The sequence below is a fragment of the Robiginitomaculum antarcticum DSM 21748 genome, from assembly GCF_000365025.1.
GTDB classification, from domain to species: Bacteria; Pseudomonadota; Alphaproteobacteria; order Caulobacterales; family Maricaulaceae; genus Robiginitomaculum; species Robiginitomaculum antarcticum.
In genome coordinates this window covers 252,864-271,185 of sequence record NZ_KB823013.1, presented here as the reverse complement: position 1 = coordinate 271,185, position 18,322 = coordinate 252,864, and the positions used below count along the sequence as shown (strand labels likewise).

At 52.2% G+C, this 18,322-nt stretch carries 18 protein-coding genes, 1 tRNA gene and 1 pseudogene; 15 read left to right on the top strand and 5 right to left on the bottom strand.

Translation table 11 applies throughout. The features are described from left to right. The first annotated feature begins 261 nt into the window (after positions 1–261). From H142_RS0110710 to truA, 5 genes are all read left to right on the top strand, one after another. Positions 262–1,497, top strand: a complete 1,236-nt coding sequence (locus H142_RS0110710; RefSeq protein WP_026147980.1) for an HlyD family secretion protein — start codon at positions 262–264, stop codon at positions 1,495–1,497. Positions 1,498–1,566: 69 nt separating this feature from the next. Beyond that, positions 1,567–2,085 carry a peptide deformylase gene (def, locus tag H142_RS0110705; RefSeq protein WP_026147979.1) on the top strand — a complete coding sequence of 173 codons (519 nt, stop codon included), beginning with the start codon at positions 1,567–1,569 and terminating at the stop codon, positions 2,083–2,085. Between the two features lie 9 nt (positions 2,086–2,094). Beyond that, positions 2,095–3,012, top strand: coding sequence for a methionyl-tRNA formyltransferase (fmt, locus tag H142_RS0110700; RefSeq protein ID WP_017932130.1), 918 nt, complete (start codon positions 2,095–2,097; stop codon positions 3,010–3,012). An 8-nt stretch (positions 3,013–3,020) separates the two neighbouring features. Then, a complete protein-coding gene (locus H142_RS15455) occupies positions 3,021–3,536 on the top strand; it encodes a hypothetical protein (RefSeq protein WP_017932129.1) in 516 nt (171 codons plus the stop codon). Positions 3,537–3,544: 8 nt separating this feature from the next. Then, on the top strand, positions 3,545–4,288 hold the full coding sequence (gene truA, locus H142_RS0110685) for a tRNA pseudouridine(38-40) synthase TruA (RefSeq protein ID WP_017932128.1): 744 nt from the start codon (positions 3,545–3,547) through the stop codon (positions 4,286–4,288). Here truA and H142_RS0110680 read toward each other — a convergent pair. The 3 genes from H142_RS0110680 to H142_RS15450 are packed head-to-tail and all read right to left on the bottom strand — an operon-like array spanning position 4,285 to position 6,629. After that, positions 4,285–4,842: a hypothetical protein gene (locus H142_RS0110680; RefSeq protein ID WP_017932127.1), complete on the bottom strand. Its 558-nt coding sequence runs from the start codon at positions 4,840–4,842 to the stop codon at positions 4,285–4,287. The genes truA and H142_RS0110680 overlap by 4 nt on opposite strands. Before the next feature lie 9 nt (positions 4,843–4,851). Next, positions 4,852–6,006, bottom strand: coding sequence for a succinyl-diaminopimelate desuccinylase (gene dapE, locus H142_RS0110675; protein ID WP_017932126.1), 1,155 nt, complete (start codon positions 6,004–6,006; stop codon positions 4,852–4,854). 38 nt (positions 6,007–6,044) lie between these two features. Next, the gene (locus H142_RS15450; RefSeq protein ID WP_017932125.1) at positions 6,045–6,629 is read right to left on the bottom strand and encodes an SH3 domain-containing protein; all 585 of its coding nucleotides are present in this window, start codon (positions 6,627–6,629) and stop codon (positions 6,045–6,047) included. A 124-nt stretch (positions 6,630–6,753) separates the two neighbouring features. Between H142_RS15450 and H142_RS0110665 the strand changes: the two genes are divergently transcribed. The 4 genes from H142_RS0110665 to H142_RS0110645 all read left to right on the top strand — a co-directional run bounded on the left by H142_RS0110665 (position 6,754) and on the right by H142_RS0110645 (position 10,503). Next, entirely contained in the window at positions 6,754–7,761 is a 1,008-nt protein-coding gene (locus H142_RS0110665) for a 2-hydroxyacid dehydrogenase (protein ID WP_051048614.1), read from the top strand. A 19-nt stretch (positions 7,762–7,780) separates the two neighbouring features. After that, the gene (locus H142_RS15445) at positions 7,781–8,701 is read left to right on the top strand and encodes an MBL fold metallo-hydrolase (protein ID WP_017932123.1); all 921 of its coding nucleotides are present in this window, start codon (positions 7,781–7,783) and stop codon (positions 8,699–8,701) included. A gap of 98 nt (positions 8,702–8,799) precedes the next feature. Next, on the top strand, positions 8,800–9,318 hold the full coding sequence (locus H142_RS0110655) for a hypothetical protein (RefSeq protein ID WP_026147977.1): 519 nt from the start codon (positions 8,800–8,802) through the stop codon (positions 9,316–9,318). 213 nt (positions 9,319–9,531) lie between these two features. Next, entirely contained in the window at positions 9,532–10,503 is a 972-nt protein-coding gene (locus H142_RS0110645) for a P1 family peptidase (protein WP_233341670.1), read from the top strand. Positions 10,504–10,509: 6 nt separating this feature from the next. Here the strand turns inward: H142_RS0110645 and H142_RS0110640 are convergent, their stop codons facing one another. Continuing rightward, positions 10,510–12,339 carry an AbgT family transporter gene (locus H142_RS0110640; RefSeq protein ID WP_017932119.1) on the bottom strand — a complete coding sequence of 610 codons (1,830 nt, stop codon included), beginning with the start codon at positions 12,337–12,339 and terminating at the stop codon, positions 10,510–10,512. Positions 12,340–12,512: 173 nt separating this feature from the next. Between H142_RS0110640 and H142_RS0110635 the strand changes: the two genes are divergently transcribed. From H142_RS0110635 to H142_RS16380, 4 genes and pseudogenes are all read left to right on the top strand, one after another. Next, a tRNA-Arg gene (locus H142_RS0110635) sits at positions 12,513–12,589 on the top strand. A gap of 127 nt (positions 12,590–12,716) precedes the next feature. Continuing rightward, positions 12,717–12,860 (top strand): annotated as a pseudogene (locus H142_RS17275) (DUF6538 domain-containing protein); the annotation flags it as partial. A gap of 18 nt (positions 12,861–12,878) precedes the next feature. Further along, entirely contained in the window at positions 12,879–13,400 is a 522-nt protein-coding gene (locus H142_RS16385; RefSeq protein WP_156812000.1) for a hypothetical protein, read from the top strand. Positions 13,401–13,528: 128 nt separating this feature from the next. Then, positions 13,529–14,089 (top strand): site-specific integrase, encoded by a 561-nt coding sequence (locus H142_RS16380; protein ID WP_051048606.1) that lies wholly within the window; start codon positions 13,529–13,531, stop codon positions 14,087–14,089. Here the strand turns inward: H142_RS16380 and H142_RS16870 are convergent. Then, on the bottom strand, positions 14,058–14,294 hold the full coding sequence (locus tag H142_RS16870) for a hypothetical protein (protein WP_026147975.1): 237 nt from the start codon (positions 14,292–14,294) through the stop codon (positions 14,058–14,060). The two genes, H142_RS16380 and H142_RS16870, sit on opposite strands and share 32 nt — an antisense overlap. Before the next feature lie 460 nt (positions 14,295–14,754). Here H142_RS16870 and H142_RS0110620 point away from each other — a divergent pair, with 460 nt between their 5' ends. After that, on the top strand, positions 14,755–15,786 hold the full coding sequence (locus H142_RS0110620) for a Fic family protein (RefSeq protein WP_233341669.1): 1,032 nt from the start codon (positions 14,755–14,757) through the stop codon (positions 15,784–15,786). After that, positions 15,787–18,318 carry a DEAD/DEAH box helicase family protein gene (locus H142_RS0110615; RefSeq protein ID WP_017932117.1) on the top strand — a complete coding sequence of 844 codons (2,532 nt, stop codon included), beginning with the start codon at positions 15,787–15,789 and terminating at the stop codon, positions 18,316–18,318. Positions 18,319–18,322 lie beyond the last annotated feature (4 nt).

The window sequence follows — 18,322 nt, the reverse complement described above, 5'->3', positions numbered from 1 at the left end:
GTGATCATAGTCCGTTTGCTACCCACGGAGATCCGCCCCCCTCTGCTACTACCGATTATGTTCCCCCGACAGAGGGTACATATGAAGAAGCGCCTGAGGATCCGGATAGTCGATAAGATAAGGCAAGAACCGTAATTAAATAAAAATGATAAAATGGACAGCGGAGCACTCCGCTGTCCTAAAAACAAAACGTCATGAAAGCGTATTCCAATTGGATATCGTTGTAATTGATAATAATTGTATGGTCTCAAAAGTCATTACATGACCCTTTTCCGCCAAGAATCCCTCGATTATAAACGCCGCAAGCTTCACGGCGAGGTGATCCTCGTGCAGCCGGTCTCATTTTATATTATGACGGCTGTTCTGCTCGTGCTGGCTCTCATCATGGTCGGGTTTTTAAGTTCCGCGGAATATAAGCGCAAAGAAACTGTTGCGGGTTATATTGCGCCGGAGGGCGGGATCGTCTCTATCCGCGCGCCGCAAGGCGGGCGTATTGAAGCGGTATATGTCGCGGCCGGTGAACGCGTGATTGCAGGACAGACCTTATTTTTGAGTCAGACAGATTTAGAAGGCGCGGGGGGCATGGTGACCCAGCGCAGATTGGACAGTGCGGATCGGCGTATTTCCGATTTACAGGCGCAGAAAATGAGCGTGAACAGACGCTATGATGATGAGCGGTTTCGGCTGCGCTCACAAATCCAAACAGCACGCCAAGAGCTACTCGACTTTGAAGATAGAAAAACTTTGCAAAATGATGCCTTGGATCAGGCCGAAGCCGAAGTTGAAAAGCTCCGCCCTGCGGCGGAAAAAGGCGTTATATCCTCCATTCAGTTTGAACGTACAAAACGCGCTGCGACGGATCAAAAAATTCAGGTCAAAACGATTGAGCAGCAAATTAATTTACGCGCCGGTGCGAAGAGAGACCTCGAAAATGCTGTGCAAGGCTTAGATGAACGTCAAAATCAAGAACGGTCACAAATCGATTTACAAATTGCGCAAACAGAAGAGGGCCGCACCGCACTTGAGGCCAGTCAAAGCTATGTTGTCAGCAGTCCGATAAATGGAACCATATCGTCCGTCCAAGGTACGGCGGGCCAAAATTTGAATCCGTCAATTCCGGTTATGGTTATTATTCCCGATGATACGCTGCTCGTGGCGACCCTATTGGCCCCGTCGCGCGCGGCTGGATTTCTGGAGCCGGGGCAAAATGTCAATCTTTTGATTGATGCCTTCCCTTATCAAAAGTTTGGTGTGCAGCGCGGATATGTTATCGCGATTTCAGCCTCGCCCTTTCGCCCGGGAGAACTTGATGCGCCTATTGCATTTGAGCAAGCCGTATACCGCGTAACCGTAGGTTTGGATAAAGATACTGTCACAGCATACGGGGAAGAAATCGCTTTAAAAACGGGTATGACATTGCAGGGCGACCTCATTATTGACGAGCGAAGCCTGCTTGAATGGATGCTTGATCCTTTATTTGCCTTACGGCGAAGTTGATGCAGGCATAGCGCCCTCAAAACAGCCGTTAATCTTGACCCGTGGCCCTATCGCGCTTACATGCCATTTATGGCTATTTTACCTATATTAATCGCGCCCGACCCGCGTTTGAAGCAGATCTCCGATCCCGTCAAAACCGTTACGGACGAGACGCGCAAACTCATGGATAATATGCTTGAGACGATGTATGACGCGCCCGGCATTGGACTTGCCGCTATACAGGTCGGCGTGCCGCAGCAGTTGATCGTGATGGATATTGCCGAGGCCGGCGCGCCGCGCAATCCGCAATATTTTATAAACCCTGAAATTCTGGAAACCGTTAAAGATTTAAAGCCCTATGAAGAGGGCTGCCTGTCCGTGCCGGAATATTTTAATACCATTGACCGTCCTGAGCGGGTCAAGCTGACTTATCTGGATTACAAAGGTGACCGCGTCACGGAATGGGCCGAAGGGCTTTATGCCGTCTGTATCCAGCATGAAATGGATCACCTAAACGGGGTCTTGTTCATTGATTATCTGTCGCGCTTGAAACGCGAGCAGGCCCTGCGCAAAGTGCGCAAAGTCGCGAAATTGAAAGAGGCGGGTTAGACCCATCCTATGAGCCTTAAGGTCGTATTTATGGGCACGCCGGCTTTTGCTGTGCCGTCACTTTCAGAGATTCTATCTGCCGGTCATGAGGTCGTCTGTGTCTATACCCAGCCGCCGAGAAAATCAGGCCGCGGACAGAGCCTGACTAAATCCCCTGTACACCAATTTGCAGAGCTAATGGGCTTGCCCGTCCGCACGCCGGAGAGCTTCCGCAAATCATCTGTCATTGACGGACTTGAAACGCTGGGCGCGGATGTGGCCTGCGTGGTGGCTTACGGCCAAATCCTGCCCAAGCGGGCCTTGGCCGCGCCGCGCGAAGGCTGTTTAAACCTGCATGGTAGCGCCTTGCCGCGCTGGCGCGGCGCCGCGCCGGTGCAGCGCGCGATTATGGCGGGGGACTGCGTAACGGCCGCGCAAATCATGCAAATGTCGGCGGGTCTGGATACGGGCGATATCGTGATGAGCGCGAGCGAGACAATCCGCAGCGATGATACGGCAGCCAGTCTAAGCCAGCGCCTGTCCCAGACCGGCGCGCAGCTTTGGCCACCTGTATTAGCCGCGCTGGAACGCGGCGGACTTACCGCAACTGCGCAAACCGGCGAGCCCATTTACGCGCATAAAATTGATAAAGCCGAGGCGCGAATTGACTGGACACAGGACGCGCAATATCTGGACTGTCATATTCGCGGCTTGTCGCCATTTCCCGGCGCGTGGTGCGAAATGGCAGGCAAGCGCGTTAAGATCCACCGCGCCGCAGCGATCACCGGAAATGGAAAAGCCGGAGAAATCATAGATGATGATTTGACAATTGCCTGCGGGTCTGGCGCATTGAGATTGATATCCGTGCAACCTGCCGGAAAAAGCGCTATGAGCGCAGAGGATTTCCTGCGAGGCCACGACCTGCCCGTTGGAACACAACTGAATTAGGAGGCATAATGGCCAAAGACCGTGAAGACATCGAATATCGTGGACATCGCATCATCGCCAATAATACGGGGTTTATGATCTATCCTGACAAATATCGCGGCGAGGTGGAATCGATAGAAGAGGGACTGACGGCGGCCAAAGCCTGGGTGGATGATAAAAACAAAGCCCGCAATGAAGCGCGCCGCGCGCCGCATATCGGCACGGTTGATGATTACGCCGAAGCGCTGGAGGCGCTGTCACTGGGCGCGCATGAGCGCTTAATGCTGGTGGCTCACCGCGCAGCGCCCGATCGCAAATTATCGGCAACCGAGCTGTCTGAAGCCGCCGGCTGGGAAGAGGCCGGACCGGCCAATATGCATTACGGCAATCTGGGCCGCAAAATCGCTCAGCAGCTCTACCTGCCGATTGAAAATGATGATGATTTGTCGTGGACACAAGCGCTGGCCGAGTATCATGATGAAGAGAGCAAATGGGAAATGCACGCGGAGCTTGGCGAGGCGCTAGACCGTCTTAATATCACCTGAACGCCCTAATGCCGCGCTATGCCCTCACGATTGAATATGATGGCGGGCCTTATTTTGGCTGGCAACGCCAAGAGGGTCTGGCCACTGTTCAGGGCGCAATCGAAACGGCCGCTACGAAAATTGCTGGCAAAGCGGTGGATCTTTATGGCTCCGGCCGCACGGATGCCGGCGTTCACGCATTGGCGCAAATTGCCCATATTGATTGGCCCAAAGAGATGCGCGCGGATAAGCTGCGTGATGCGCTGAATTATCACCTAGGTGATCACCCCATCGCAGTACTGAATGCCCGCGCGGTAGATGATGACTTTCATGCGCGCTTTGACGCCACAGCGCGTGAGTATCTCTACCGCATTTGCCCGCGTCGCCCGCATCTGGCACTTGAGGCGGGGCGGGTCTGGCGGGTGCCGTATAAGGTCGACGCTGACATTATGCACGAAGCAGCGCAAGCGCTGGTCGGGCCGCATGACTTTACGACATTTCGCGACGGGCAATGTCAGGCCAAAAGCCCTGAAAAGACTTTGGATAAGATCACCGTTTTGCGGGTTGTGGACGAGGTTCACATCACCGTCAAAGCGCGCAGTTTTTTGCATAAGCAGGTGCGCTCTATCGTCGGGACATTGAACGAGGTGGGGCGCGGAAAATGGCCTGCGCGCCAAGTGGGCAAAGCGCTCGCGGCCAAAGACCGTACGGCCTGCGGCCCTGTTGCGCCGCCGGACGGCTTGTATTTAGTCAAAGTCGCTTATGGCGATTAATAGGCCACGCTGGCCAGCGCGCCGAGCAGCAGGATGAGGGCGGTTACATGCACGCCAATACCGATGAAGATGGACGGTATCCAATCCTGATCCAACACGGTTTGTGCCAGACGGATATCGACCAAGAGCTGCGCAATAAATAGGCATAGCGCAGCCCAATAGCTGATTTGGAACGGCAAAATACCAATCAAGAACAGTCCGAATACGATAGCCATTATGGCGGTTAATGATGCTGCGATAAAACTACGCACAATGAGCCATGGCCGGAAATCATCTATACGGTTGAGGAAAAACACGGCCCCATAGGCGTAAAGCGCGAAAGAAAAGACGTAGACGCTAAGAAATATCGCCGCCAGTGCAGGACCAGTTTGCGAGGCCGCGCCGCTATTGACCTGAAACGCATAGGCCATGACGCCATAAAAAACTGCGCCGGCTATCATGGCGGCATAAGCGGCCCAAATGCCGTTGCGGCGAAGATTAAAATGCGTGCGCCAATCGGTGTTTCCGGATAAAGCATAGACCATACCGCGCCACAGGGTTTGTATGAGGTTCATCTGCCCGCCTTATTGCGCGAAATAGCGGGTTAGGACATCGCTATAAATGCATTGCAAAGTCATAATATCGGAGACGGCGACATGCTCATCCACTTTATGCATGGTTGCGCCGATCAGGCCAAATTCGGCCACAGGGGCGTAGTTAGTGATATAACGCGCATCGGACGTGCCGCCTGCAGTGGATAGCTCCGGCCGAACGCCCAAAATATGCTCGGCACTGTCCAGCAAAATTTCGGTAAAGCCGCACGGCTTGGTAAGAAAAGCTTCGCCAGTCACGCGTAGATTAGGGTCGATTTTGCAATCATAATCATCTTCAACGTGAGCGACTTCATCGATAATCCAGGCTTTGAGATCATCGCCGTGATGCTCTGTGTTAAAGCGGATATTAAACTGCGCCCGCGCAATTTTCGGAATGACATTATGGGCCGGGTTGCCAATGTCGATTGTGGTGACTTCCAGATTTGATGGCTGAAAAAACTTGTTGCCGCGATCCAGTTTGCGCTTGGTCAGGCGGGTCAAAAGTTCCATTAGCGCCGGAACAGGATTATTGGCCAGATTCGGATAGGCGACATGGCCCTCTGTTCCTGTGACGGTAATTTTAGCGTTTAGGGATCCGCGCCGTCCATTTTTAATGTGTTGGCCCAATTGGGTCGGATTAGTGGGCTCACCGACAAGACAATGATCAATCACTTCGCCCGCGTCGGTAATGGCTTTGAGCAGCTTTTCCGTGCCGTTAATGGCCGGGCCTTCTTCGTCGCCGGTGATCAAAAAACTAATGGAGCCTTCGGGGATCCAGCCTCCTGCGCGCAGATCGGCAATCGCGCCGACCATGGCCGCTATACCGCCTTTCATATCCGCCGCACCGCGTCCCCATAGCGCGCCGTCTTTGACCTGTCCGGCAAAGGCGGGCGCACTCCAATCGGAAGCCTCGCCTTGCGGCACAACATCGGTATGGCCTGCAAAACAGAAATTGGGCGCAGTGGTGCCAAGGCGGGCATACAGATTATCGACGCGGTCCTTGCCTGCGCCGAAGGGATAGCGCGTGCAGACAAAGCCCAGCGTTTCAAGCTCGGTTTGAAGTATATCGAGCGCGCCGGCGTCCAAAGGCGTCACGGAAGCGCAGCGGATCAGTCGGGCGGCAAAGTCTATGGTCTCAAATGTCATGAGGTGCTTTTGACGGCTTGGCCTGCCGCGCGCAAGGGCTATCGTAGCGGCGCTACACCCCATAGTGAGCGGGATTTCACATAGCCCTTATGGCCTGTTTTCGACTCTACTTTACACCACCCGATTTGGTCACAGTTTTCGATAAACAGGATCGTATTTTTAGCCGTGATAACGCGGATTTTGGCGGTTTCGCGGGGGCGCACATAAAACGTTGTATCCTGGAGAGCCACGGCGGACCGACGGCCGACAAGTTGACTTTTATGCATCCATGTCTCATCGCCGTCCAAATCGCGTACTTTACGGAAAACTTCGGTTTCGGCCACCACTATCATAGGTAGGCCTTTGCGCTCATAAACCCAGGCAATAGCGTGTTCGCGGCTTGGCCCGCTGCGCCCATAGCTGCGATTGTGACGAAGCGAGACATAGCGCGGAAGAGGATAGCCGGAAAAGTTTGGCATATTGAGTTTTGCAGGAGTCTTCACATTCATAACGCGCTGGGTGGGCGCTGAGATGGCTTGTTGCGGCGTAGCGGCAGGCGTTGTCTGCGCGGCGCCCGTCTCGCCGCCGAAAACTCCGAACGCCAAAAAGGTGATAAATATGAATGTATTGCGAGAAAAAATCATAAATCTGTCATGCCCAGATTAGGCTTAACCTTCCCTTAATATACACTGACATCCGGTAAAAATTTCCGCGACAATGTGCGGCTTTACACTTGTTCTTGCTCTGCCACTTGGCCACAATACGGATATGACCGCCCCGCTCGTAATTGTGACCCGAAAGCTCCCGCCCGACGTGCAAGCGCGCCTGTCCGCACTGTTTGCCTGCGAGTTTAACGATGATGATGTGCCCATGAGCGCGGCGCAGCTGAGCAGCGCCATATCGCGCGCCGATGTGCTTGTGCCGACGGTCACGGACAAGATTGACGGCAGTATTATTTCCAAGGCCTCGGCGCGCTTAAAACTTATTGCCAATTTCGGTGCGGGGACTGACCATATTGACGTGTTGGCCGCGCACCGCAAAGGGATTTTAGTGACGAATACGCCCGGCGTTCTAACCGAAGATACAGCTGACCTGACGATGGCGATAATTCTCGCTTTGCCCCGCCGTCTTGTCGAGGCGGACCGCCGCCTGCGTGATGGCGGATTTAGCGGATGGTCTCCGACATGGATGACCGGACGCCGCGTGCGCGGGATGAAGCTCGGTATTGTCGGTATGGGCCGTATTGGTCAGGCTGTGGCCCGCCGCGCCGGCGCGTTCGGACTGTCCGTACATTATCATAATCGCACCGAAGTGCCGCGCTCAATATCTGAGGGCTTGCAGGCGCGTTATTGGGACGATCTGGACGCTATGCTCAGCGCTGTAGACATCGTTTCGATCAACTGCCCGTCAACGCCGCAAACCCGTCACATGATTAATGCGCAGCGTCTGCGGCGCCTTGGCCCGCAAAGCTATATTGTCAACACATCACGCGGCGATGTAATTGACGAGGCCGCGCTGGCCGCTGCTTTGCGCTCAGGCGAAATTGCGGGCGCCGGGCTTGATGTATATGAGCGCGAGCCGGATATAACTCCGGACCTTATAGATCTGCCAAATGTTATATTAGCGCCCCATATCGGAAGCGCTACGGAAGAATCCCGTCAAGAAATGGGCGAAAAAGTTATGATAAATATTCGCGCGGTCATGGACGCCCATATGCCGCCGGACCGCGTCCTGCCGCCGCGCGCATCGTATAATCCGGCCAGCGGCGCCGCTTAATTTTAGTCTAGGAGGCATCATGTCATATATAAAAACCACTGCCAGCGCTTTGGCGCTTCTCTCGCTCGCCGGTTTTCCGGCTATGGCGCACGGCCCTGAATCGGACTCGGAAAAAACGGTTGAAGAGGCCGCGCCGGAATACAGCATTGAGACAACAGATCTGGGCGGCGGTATTTATATGCTGGTTGGCCGCGGCGGTAATATCGGCGTGTCATTCGGCGAAGATGGCCTGATCATGATTGATGACCAATATGATTATATGTCCCCCGCGATTAAAACGGCCCTGTCCGCCATTTCAGATGAGCCTGTTCGCTTACTGATTAATACCCATTTTCACGGCGATCACACGGGCGGTAATGCTGTCTTTATGGAAACCGGCGCGACCATCGTCGCCCATCACAATGTTCATAAACGTCTGACCGAGACGACAAAAAGCGATTTGTTTGATCGTGAATCCGGGGCCCGCCCTGACGCGGCCCCGCATTTGACCTATGGCAGCGATATGACCTTCCATTTAAACGGTCAAAGCGCCCGTCTGATCTATGCGCCCGGTCATACAGACGGTGATACGATCGTCTATTTTCAAGATGCCAATGTCATGCATCTGGGGGATAATTATTTCAACGGTATGTTTCCTTATGTCGATACCGGCGCGGGCGGAAATATTGACGGTATGATTGAAGCGCAGCACAAGGCGCTGGATATGGCGGACGATGAGACTCAAATTATCCCGGGTCACGGTCCTCTTGCGACGAAAGCTGATTTGCAAGCCTCTTACGCCATGCTCGTTGATATTCGCAGCAAAGTCATTATCGCAATGGACGGGGGCAAGACTGTCGATGAGGTCGTCGCAATGGATCCGCTGGTCGGTATGGAAGCCTATAACAGCTTCATTGACAAAGATAATATGGTTCGCGCGACATATTTTTCTCTGGATTAAAGACAGGCGAGCATTATTAGCGCGCCTCGCCTGAGGCGCGCTAATACTTGATAAGGGCCCCGCCGCCGCGCAATTTGGTAAAATATTGTGAGGTGATTATGCGGGGTCTTTTTTTGGTTATACTGTCTTGCGCGACGCTTATGGGCAGTGCGGGCGCGTCAGCGGATTGCAAGTGCGATTCTCATAATTCGGGAGCGCTACCGCAGACCAATGGCGGGCAGAGCACGATCATATCATCACAGCGCGGCGTAAAAATTATTCGTCCGCAAAGCCGCCAAACCCGCATCATCTATGTCGCCAGTGCGCCTTCGGCGCAGGATGTAGCCAGTCGAAATGCAGGCTATGAAGACGCGGAGCAAAGCCTCCGTCTGGACGCGCTTGAAGACAGACAGAGCGTGCTGGAAGATGATGTCGATGATCTGTACCACCGCCCGCAATATGCCTATCCGACTATGAATGGCCGCCGCGTCTATATTGCCGGTGATCCGCGCTTTGCAGGGCCTTATGGATACACAACTGCGCCTCAGCAACGTTCTATCCGTCTTGACGGGGTTGGTGTGGTTCCGCCGCCGCGCAGCCGCGCATCCCGCCGCCTCATACGCGGCCGCAGCCGCTAGCTATTGCGCCGGCTCATCTGCTGGCAGCACGGGCACGTTATCTTCCCGCGGGGATTTTAAAAACGGTACCATAAAGCCAGGATATGACAAAGCTGGCGTAATATACATCTTATTGCCCCGTTATTGACCCGACCAATATGATACCACATCCCATAAAAGAGTAGCGCTTGCATAAAAGCGGCACCAAGCCATAAATACTGCATGGTAAAAAACATGATGATTAAAACAGGGCCGACCAATTCTATCCTCGATGCAGGCGGACTGACGGTGGGCCAAGCTCATGACAGTCTGGTGAAAAGCGGCGTCACGGTCATTTTACCTGAGGCGGCGGCCATATGCAGCGTGGATGTGCGCGGCGGCGGGCCGGGCACGCGCGAGATAATGGCGCTTTGCGATGGCGGATTGATAGAACATGTGCACGCAATCGTTCTCGCGGGAGGCAGCGTTTACGGTCTTGCCGCAGCTGATGGCGTAACGGCATGGCTGGGCGCGCAGGGCCTTGGATATGTCGCGGGCAAAGCGCCTGTCCCTGTCAGTCCTGTCGTGCCGTCCGCAGTTCTATTTGATAATGCCAATGGCGGAGACAAGGCGTGGGGCATGACCCCGCCTTTTCGCCGTCTTGGGATCGAGGCCTGTGACGGCGCGGCTGTGCGGCTGTTAGAGGGGCGCATCGGCGCGGGATATGGCGCGATGGCGGGGCTGTATCCGGGCGGACTGGGCAGTGCTTCGGAAAAGCTCGGCAATATTACCGTGGGCGCAATTATTGCAGCCAATCCAGTCGGTTCGCCTTTTATGCCCGGCACTGACTGTCCTTATGCGTGGACCTATGAGGTGGACGGCGAATTTGGCGGCAAGCGCCCGCCGGAGAATTACGCGCTGAGCGTGGCACAGGATACGAAACTGTCCTCTCTGAAATTAGCGGGGCAAAGCACGGTCATCGGCGCGGTCGCGGTGAATGCCGCGCTGACCCAGAAACAGCTGAAACGCCTCGCGATAATGGCTCAGGACGGCGTCGCCATGGCGGTGCGACCCGCCCATACGCCGCTGGACGGGGACACTATATTTGCCTTGTCTACCGGCAACGCGCCGTGCGCCGGCCCCGTCCATCTGGCGGAACTGGGCGCCGCGGCCGCGCGCTGCGTGGCGCGCGCGCTGACCCGCGGCGTGATTAAAGCGGTAGTTTAGCCTAACCTAATTTGCGCCGGGAAGCGTGAAGGACACAGGCGCGCCCGGACCAAGGTCAAAGCCCATTCCAATCCAGACCATCATCAGGACAACACCTGTGATCAACATCCACACCGAATAGGGAATCATCATGGCCGTTAGCGAGCCCAGACCATAATCTTTCTGCCAGCGGCGGGCAAAAACAAGGATAAGCGGGAAATAGACCATAAGCGGCGTGATAATATTAGTCGCGCCGTCACCAACGCGGTAAGCTGCAGTCGCTGATTCCGGTGACATACCCAGCAACATCAGCATCGGGACAAGCACAGGCGCAAGCAGGGCCCATTTCGCGCTGGCTGAGCCGACAAACAGGTTCAGCAAAGCTGCGAAAAGAACGATTAGGCCAATGACGATCGGCAAGGGCAGACCGCTGCCTTGGATAACATCCGCGCCGTGAATGGCGGAGATAATACCTAAATTGGACCAGTTAAACATGGCAACAAAATGCGCTGCAGCAAAAGCAAGAACTAAATAATAGCCCATGTCTTTCATCGCTTCCGCCATCATACCGACCAAATCACGGTGATCTTTGATCGTTCCGGCTGCGCGGCCATAGGCCCAGCCCGCGGCGAGGAACAAGATCATAAAGGCCGCCACAAGAGAGCGGAAAAACGGCGTCGCGGTTTGATACCACTGCTGATCTTCAATGCCTTCAACCGGAATGCCCGGGCTTTGGCTCCAGATCAGGCTCGTGGCAAAAACTGCGAGACAGAGAGCCAGGATCCAGATTGCTAATTTAATAATGATATCAAGCCAGAATGAGTCTACTTTAAACTTTGTGACAGCCTTGGCGATTACAAATGCGACGGCAAAGGCCGCGCAGGATAAAAGGAAAAGTCCGATCGGAAGCCACTGCGCGCCGAGGCCCGCCCCTGCGATGACATTCCCATCATCAAGCAGCGGCGTATTGGGCGCAAATGTCATGATGCCCCACAATATAATCACGGCTAATATAGCGAGGCCCGCATGACGCAGACCTTTGCGCTGGGCCTCTGTGAGCGGTTTGTCTTCGCCAGTATAGCTCTGCGCATAATCGCCCAACGGGATCCATTTGCCCAGACGCGGCTCGATAACTTTATCCGTCACAAACCAGATGACAGGCAGGTAGATGAAGAGAAGCGCCATAATAAAATACGCATTACCTGCAATATTCATCGTCCAGTCTACGTTCAAGCCTGAGCCGTCGACAGCGGCTTCGGTAATACCGAATAGCAGAGCGTCAAGCTGCCCCGGCGCAATATTGGCGGAAAACCCGCCGGATACGCCGGCAAAAGCTGCGGCAATACCGGCCAGAGGATGGCGGCCGACACTGGCAAATAATATTGCGGCCAACGGGATCATGACAACATATCCGGCGTCTGCGGCGTGATTGGACAGCATGGCGACAAGCGCGACGACCGGCGTCAAAAGTGCAAGCGGCGCGCCTTTAACCGCTTGGCGAATGCCGGAGGCAAACAATCCACAGCGCTCAGCCACGCCTGCGCCAAGCATGACGACCAGCACGTAACCCAAGGGATGGAAGTGCGTGAAGGTCTTGGGCATTTCGACCCACAGGCGCTGTATATTTTGCGCTGAGAACAAGCTTTCCGACACAATGATAGCGGGCGTACCATCCGCTTGTAGGGCCGTAGGATGCGTCGCGGATACGGCCAGCAACGCGCAGACAACAGAGATAATGATCAGCAAGATTATGAGGTAGAAGAAAATAAAGACCGGGTCAGGCAGCCTGTTTCCCGTCCGTTCAACCCACGCCAAAAAGCCTTTGCGCTTTGGTTCCGTCATGTCTGTCTGTGTCATATGTCCTCCACATCTAATGTTTCTAAATTCATAGGGAAGGATACAGACTTTCACAAGCAGAGTTGGGGCATAGGCTTTACCGCGCTTTACTGCATTGCTTTTGAAAAGCCTCTTGCAAAACGTGGCCCGTTGGGCTTTAACGCCGCTTCTATTTGCGGGCTCGCCCGCACCGCGCACTGGTAGCTCAGTTGGATAGAGCACTAGACTACGAATCTAGGGGTCGGGGGTTCGAATCCTCCCCAGTGCGCCATTTCTCTCATTCTTAAAGTCGTTAAGTCGTTGGAAAGACTACTGTTTTTCCCGCGTTTTCTCGCAACCCCCCAGTTTCCCCCCAATTTGGGGGACAAATTGGGGTCCAGAATGGGGTACAATGGATTATGACCATTCGCCGAAATCACTATCTCGAACAACGCGGCCACACTTGGTATTATGTAAGGCGCGTTCCATCCCGCTTCCGCACTATTGATAAGCGCCGCAGAGTGAAGAAAGCCTTGCACACAGACTCCCTGACAATCGCCCGCGAAATGCGGGACAGGTATATGGATTCAGATGAGCATTTTTGGGAAACGGCTTTAGCCAAAAAGAACGGAGAAGCCGTTCAGGAGTCGCCTGAAATGTGCCGCTACAGGACGGCTAGACGCCGCGCTGTGGCAGTTGGCTTTGACTTTAAACCGTTCCCGTCTCTCTTAAACGATGAGCCGATTGAGAGCATGCTAGAGCGTATGCAAACGCTTAAGAACGACGAGATAACCGAGATAGATACGCAAGCTGTGCTTGGTACAATAGAGCCGCCAAAAGACACAATTCGCAATGCCTTTAATCTCTATTGCGACAAGCTAAGCATTGGCGAGACAAGCCGTAAATCACCCGAACAAATCGTTAGATGGAAAGCCACCAAGACCCGAGCTGTGGAACATTTTGTGGCACTTTGCGGTAACTTAACGATGGATGAGATAGCTCGAAAGCATGGGCGGCAGTTCTATGATTGGTGGGGGAACGCCTACGGAGTGATAGTTCCAGCACCAGATCATACCGCCCTAATAGCGCCAATAGAGAGCTAGGAAACCTACGCCAACTCTTCCGAGAGTATTGGACTTATCAGGGCGAGGAAGACCGTGAAAACCCATTCAGAAAGCTACGGTTTAAGGACACGCCGACCGAAGCAACGCCCTCGTTCTCTAACGACTGGGTGCAGTCAAAAATACTAAAGCCGAAAGTCTTAGACGGCATAAATGCCGAAGCGCAGATCATCGCTTACGCCCTTATCGAGACAGGATGCAGACCCAGCGAGATAGCTAATCTGCTACCGGAAAACATCTGTTTGGACGCTGAAGTGCCGTATATTCGTATCCGCCCGACGGCAAAAAGAGAGCTCAAATCCATGGCGTCTGCTCGTGACATTCCGCTTATCGGCGTGTCATTAGAAGCTATGAAATGCGCCCCTGATGGCTTTCCGCGCTATCGAGATAAAGGCAACTCATTATCCGCAGCGCTACTTAAAACCTTTCACACACGCGGCCTGATGCCGAGCAAAAAGCACCGTATCTATAGTTTTCGACACGCCTTTGAGAAACGCATGCAGGAGGCTGGATTGGACTATGGATTGCGTTGCACATTGATGGGCCATAAGAACACACGGCCTCAATATGGTGACGGTGGTTCGCTTGAATATCGGCGAAAAGAGATGCTTAAAATAGCGCATCCCGTAAGCGATGGGTTCACCCAAGGTCTGGCAAATCTGGCCCCTTAGAAGCACTTTCTGGCGCTTCGCCTAGCAGGTCTACAAGAAGCGCTTCGCGGTCTTCGATAGCTTTCAATTCGCGTTGGAAACGCTCCATCAACGGCCAAGGGGTATCCCCAAATTTGCGAATGACCCTCGCCAGAATGACCATGGCTTCGCGAATGTCGGCAGCAAGTTTTTGATTATCTGTAAGGGCTTGAGAATTGTTCGGCATAGCCAATCATAGCATATTCAATCAAAATTTCTCGAATGAATAATTACAGGTATCTGGGGCGACTGGGTAGTATTCTGGGAAAAGAGTCAAAATGAAATTTTGGAGGGCCAGATAAAGGCGGGGGTGTTACCCCTCGGCTAAAGCCTTGTCTGCACATCCTTTTTAGTGACACCAAGCCTAAAGGCGTGGTGTTACTGTTTTGCCGTTATTCCCAGTCCTGCTTAGGAATATCGGGGGTGTTACCTTGTGTTGAACACCCGCAAAGTCTCGGAAAATTTCATTGGTTTTAGTCTATTTTCCAACCAACTTCCGCGCCTAGCCTTTAATAGGAAAACTCACTGTTAATGGATAAGGCCGTTTCCTTTCTTAAGTCGCATAAAATGAAGGAATGACAATTGGGTATTATTGGGTATAATTGGATATGGACTACGCTCGATTGGATATCCGATTAGACCAAAACATGGTCAAACTTGTCGCTGAAATCGACGAGTTCAAAGGCCGTTGGGAAGCCCTCAAAACGCTCGCGCCTGAACGCCTCAATAAACTCCGCAAAGTCGCGACGATTGAGAGCATTGGATCATCGACCCGGATTGAAGGCGCTAAACTCACAGACGCCCAAGTCGAGACGCTCCTATCAGGCCTCAAAACAAAGAGCTTTCAAGGTCGCGATGAGCAAGAAGTTGCTGGCTATGCCGAGGCCATGGATTTGGTTTTTCAGGCGTGGGAAGACATGCCGATAACTGAGAACCATATTCGGCAATTGCACCAAACACTTTTACGTCACAGCACGAAGGATGAGCGGCATAGAGGCGGCTACAAAACACTAGACAACCACGTTGTTGCATTCGGGCCAAATGGCGAAGAGCTTGGTATTGTCTTTGCGACCACATCACCCTTCGACACGCCGCGTGAAATGGAAGCCCTTGTCGGCTGGGTTCAGAAAGCTGTTCGTGAGGAAGCGTTTCACCCGCTTTTGATCGTCGCAATCTTTATCGTAAAATTTCTTGCAATCCATCCGTTCCAAGACGGCAATGGACGGCTATCACGAGTACTCACAACACTCATGCTTTTAAGAGCTGGTTACGCCTACGTTCCTTACGCTTCACTGGAGAGCGTCGTGGAAGAGAACAAGGGCCAGTATTACAACGCCCTGCGTCGCACGCAAAAGTCGCTGGACCCCACACCAGACTGGGAGCCGTGGATTGGGTTTTTCTTGCGCGCTTTGAAGAAACAAAAGAGTATTTTGGAAGAACGTGTAGAGGGTGAAAAAGTTGACCAGATTACTAGCGAAGAATTGCATCCGCTTTCAGAGGAAATTTTAGAGTTGTTTCAAAGCGCGAAACGACTGACACTATCGGAAGTTGTCGATCAAACTGGTGCAAATAGGAACACTGTAAAAGTACGTATACGTGAGTTAGTAGCAGGTCGACAAATTAAGCAGCACGGTAAGGCCCGTTCTACTTGGTATTCATTGCTCATTGAAAGAACATAAATGAGAGCTAAAGAAGCTACAGCACGTATAAAAATTAACCACTTGCTCGATGACGCGGGGTGGCGTTTCTTTGATGATAATGACGGCCCTGCAAACATAGTGCTTGAGCCTAACGTCAAGATTACAGAGCAATCTATCGAAGTCCTTGGTGAGGATTACGAAAATACCAAGAATGGGTTTATCGACTTCCTGTTATTAGACAGAGATGGCAAACCGCTAATCGTTCTGGAAGCAAAGTCTGAAGATAAAAATCCACTTTCAGCAAAAGAGCAGGCCCGACGATACGCCCGCTCACAGAACGCGCGCTTCATAATACTGAGTAATGGCAATATTCATTACTTATGGGACTTGAAGCAAGGCAACCCTGCGGTGATCACTAAGTTTCCCGGGCCGGACGATATTGTAAATCACTATGCCTTTAAGCCTGATGCCAAGCGCCTCGCTAACGAACCCGTAGGGGATGACTATATCGCGCTTACTCAATTGTTGGGCTATGCGAGTGAGGCTGCTTGGAAGAATGAGGCGGAGAAGCCAGCCTTCATTGAAAAGCATGGCCTTCGGTTTTTGCGAGATTATCAAAAACGAGCCGTCGAGCGCGTTCAAGAAGAGGCCGAAAAAGGAGCAACGCGCTTCTTATTTGAAATGGCTACCGGAACAGGTAAAACACTAACATCCGCTGCCGTTATTAAACTGTTCCTCAAAACTCAAAATGCAAAGCGTGTTCTTTTCTTAGTTGATAGACTAGAATTAGAAGATCAGGCCAATAAAGCCTTCAAGGCACTACTGAAGAACGATTTCACATCGGTCATATACAAAGAACGTCGAGACGATTGGCGCAAGGCGGATATAGTTGTCACGACTGTCCAGTCGCTTCTTTTTAACGACAAATATAAGCGACTATTCTCTCCAACTGATTTCGATTTGGTTATTTCTGACGAAGCACATCGATCGATCGGTGGGAACTCTCGCGCAGTTTTCGAGTATTTCGTTGGGTACAAGCTTGGGCTTACGGCAACGCCTAAGGATTACTTGAAGAAATCCAAGTCACTAACCACTCAACGTGACCCGCGCGAAACAGAGCGGCGCATGATGCTCGACACATATCGCACCTTTGGATGTGAAACCGGAGACCCAACTTTTCGGTATTCGTTACTCGATGGCGTAAAACAGGGATACCTGATCAATCCTTACGTGATTGACGCCAGAACTGGCGTAACCACTCAATTGCTTTCAGATGAAGGGTACATTGTTGAGACGATAGACGAGAACGGCAATGAAGTTGAAGAGACTTACGGCGGGCGAGACTTTGAGAAAAAATTCTTTGCGGAAGGTACGAATGAGGTTTTTTGCAAAGCTTTACTAAAGCATGGACTGCGCGACCCTATCACAAATGAATTTGGAAAAACGCTCGTATTCACAGTAAGCCAGAATCACGCCGCCAAAATCGCGCAAATATTAAATGTTATGGCAGACCAACTATGGCCGGGGCGGTATAATTCCGACTTCGCTATGCAAGTTACCAGTCATGTTGACACAGCGCAGAAAATGACAATCAATTTCGCGAATAATAATCTTCGTGGTCACAGCCCATTCATGCCTGACTATCGAACAAGCAAAGCGAGAATATGTATTACAGTTGGCATGATGACGACGGGGTATGATTGTCCTGATCTTTTAAACTTGGCAATGATGCGACCAATATTTTCTCCTTCTGATTTTGTGCAAATGAAGGGGCGCGGAACACGGAAGCATAACTTTATATCTGAGATGTTCGACCCGGAGCAGAAAGCTTCAATTGGGGAAAAACAAAAGACTGTTTTTCGCCTATTTGACTTCTTCGCAAATTGTGAATTTTTTGAGGAGAAGTTCAAATATGATGAAGAATTACCTGTTCCAAAACCTAAGCCTGTTCCGCTGGCGAATCCCGGCGGGTTTTCTACACCCACAGCCAAAGCGTATGAGTCATTCGAACCTGACCAGATCGTTTACCAATCTGAAAAACAAATTGGCGAAGAAGGCATGCGCATTGATCGCGAGTTGTTCCAGAAGTTTGAAAGTCTTGCACGTGATGACAAACAACTTGCTGCCTATGTGGAGGCGCAAAATTGGGAAGCTGCAACACGCCGCGTGATTGAAGGCCTGTTCGACAAACCGGATGACTATTTCAACCTTGAAAAACTTCGCCGTGCATCAGGCGTAGATCGCCGGATTTCAATTCGAGAACTTATTGAGAAGGCTTTTGGGTTTATTCCTAAATTCCGAAGCAAAGCTGAGTTGATTGATGACGAGTTTCAAAAATTTCTGCTCGACCAAAAACCTGAAGAAGGAGACCGTATCTCCCAAATTCGATATTTCTTCGAAGCTTATTTGAGTGACGCCCGAGTTAGAACAATAATCGATGCTGGCCACTTAGGTGACCTCAATGTAAACCCAACCTTTACGACTCGTGATCTGCGAGATGTGCCCGAAAAATGGCGAACACTGATCCCAGAATACATTAAGGACTACGTGCCCTTAAATTCCTTCCTATAACGAA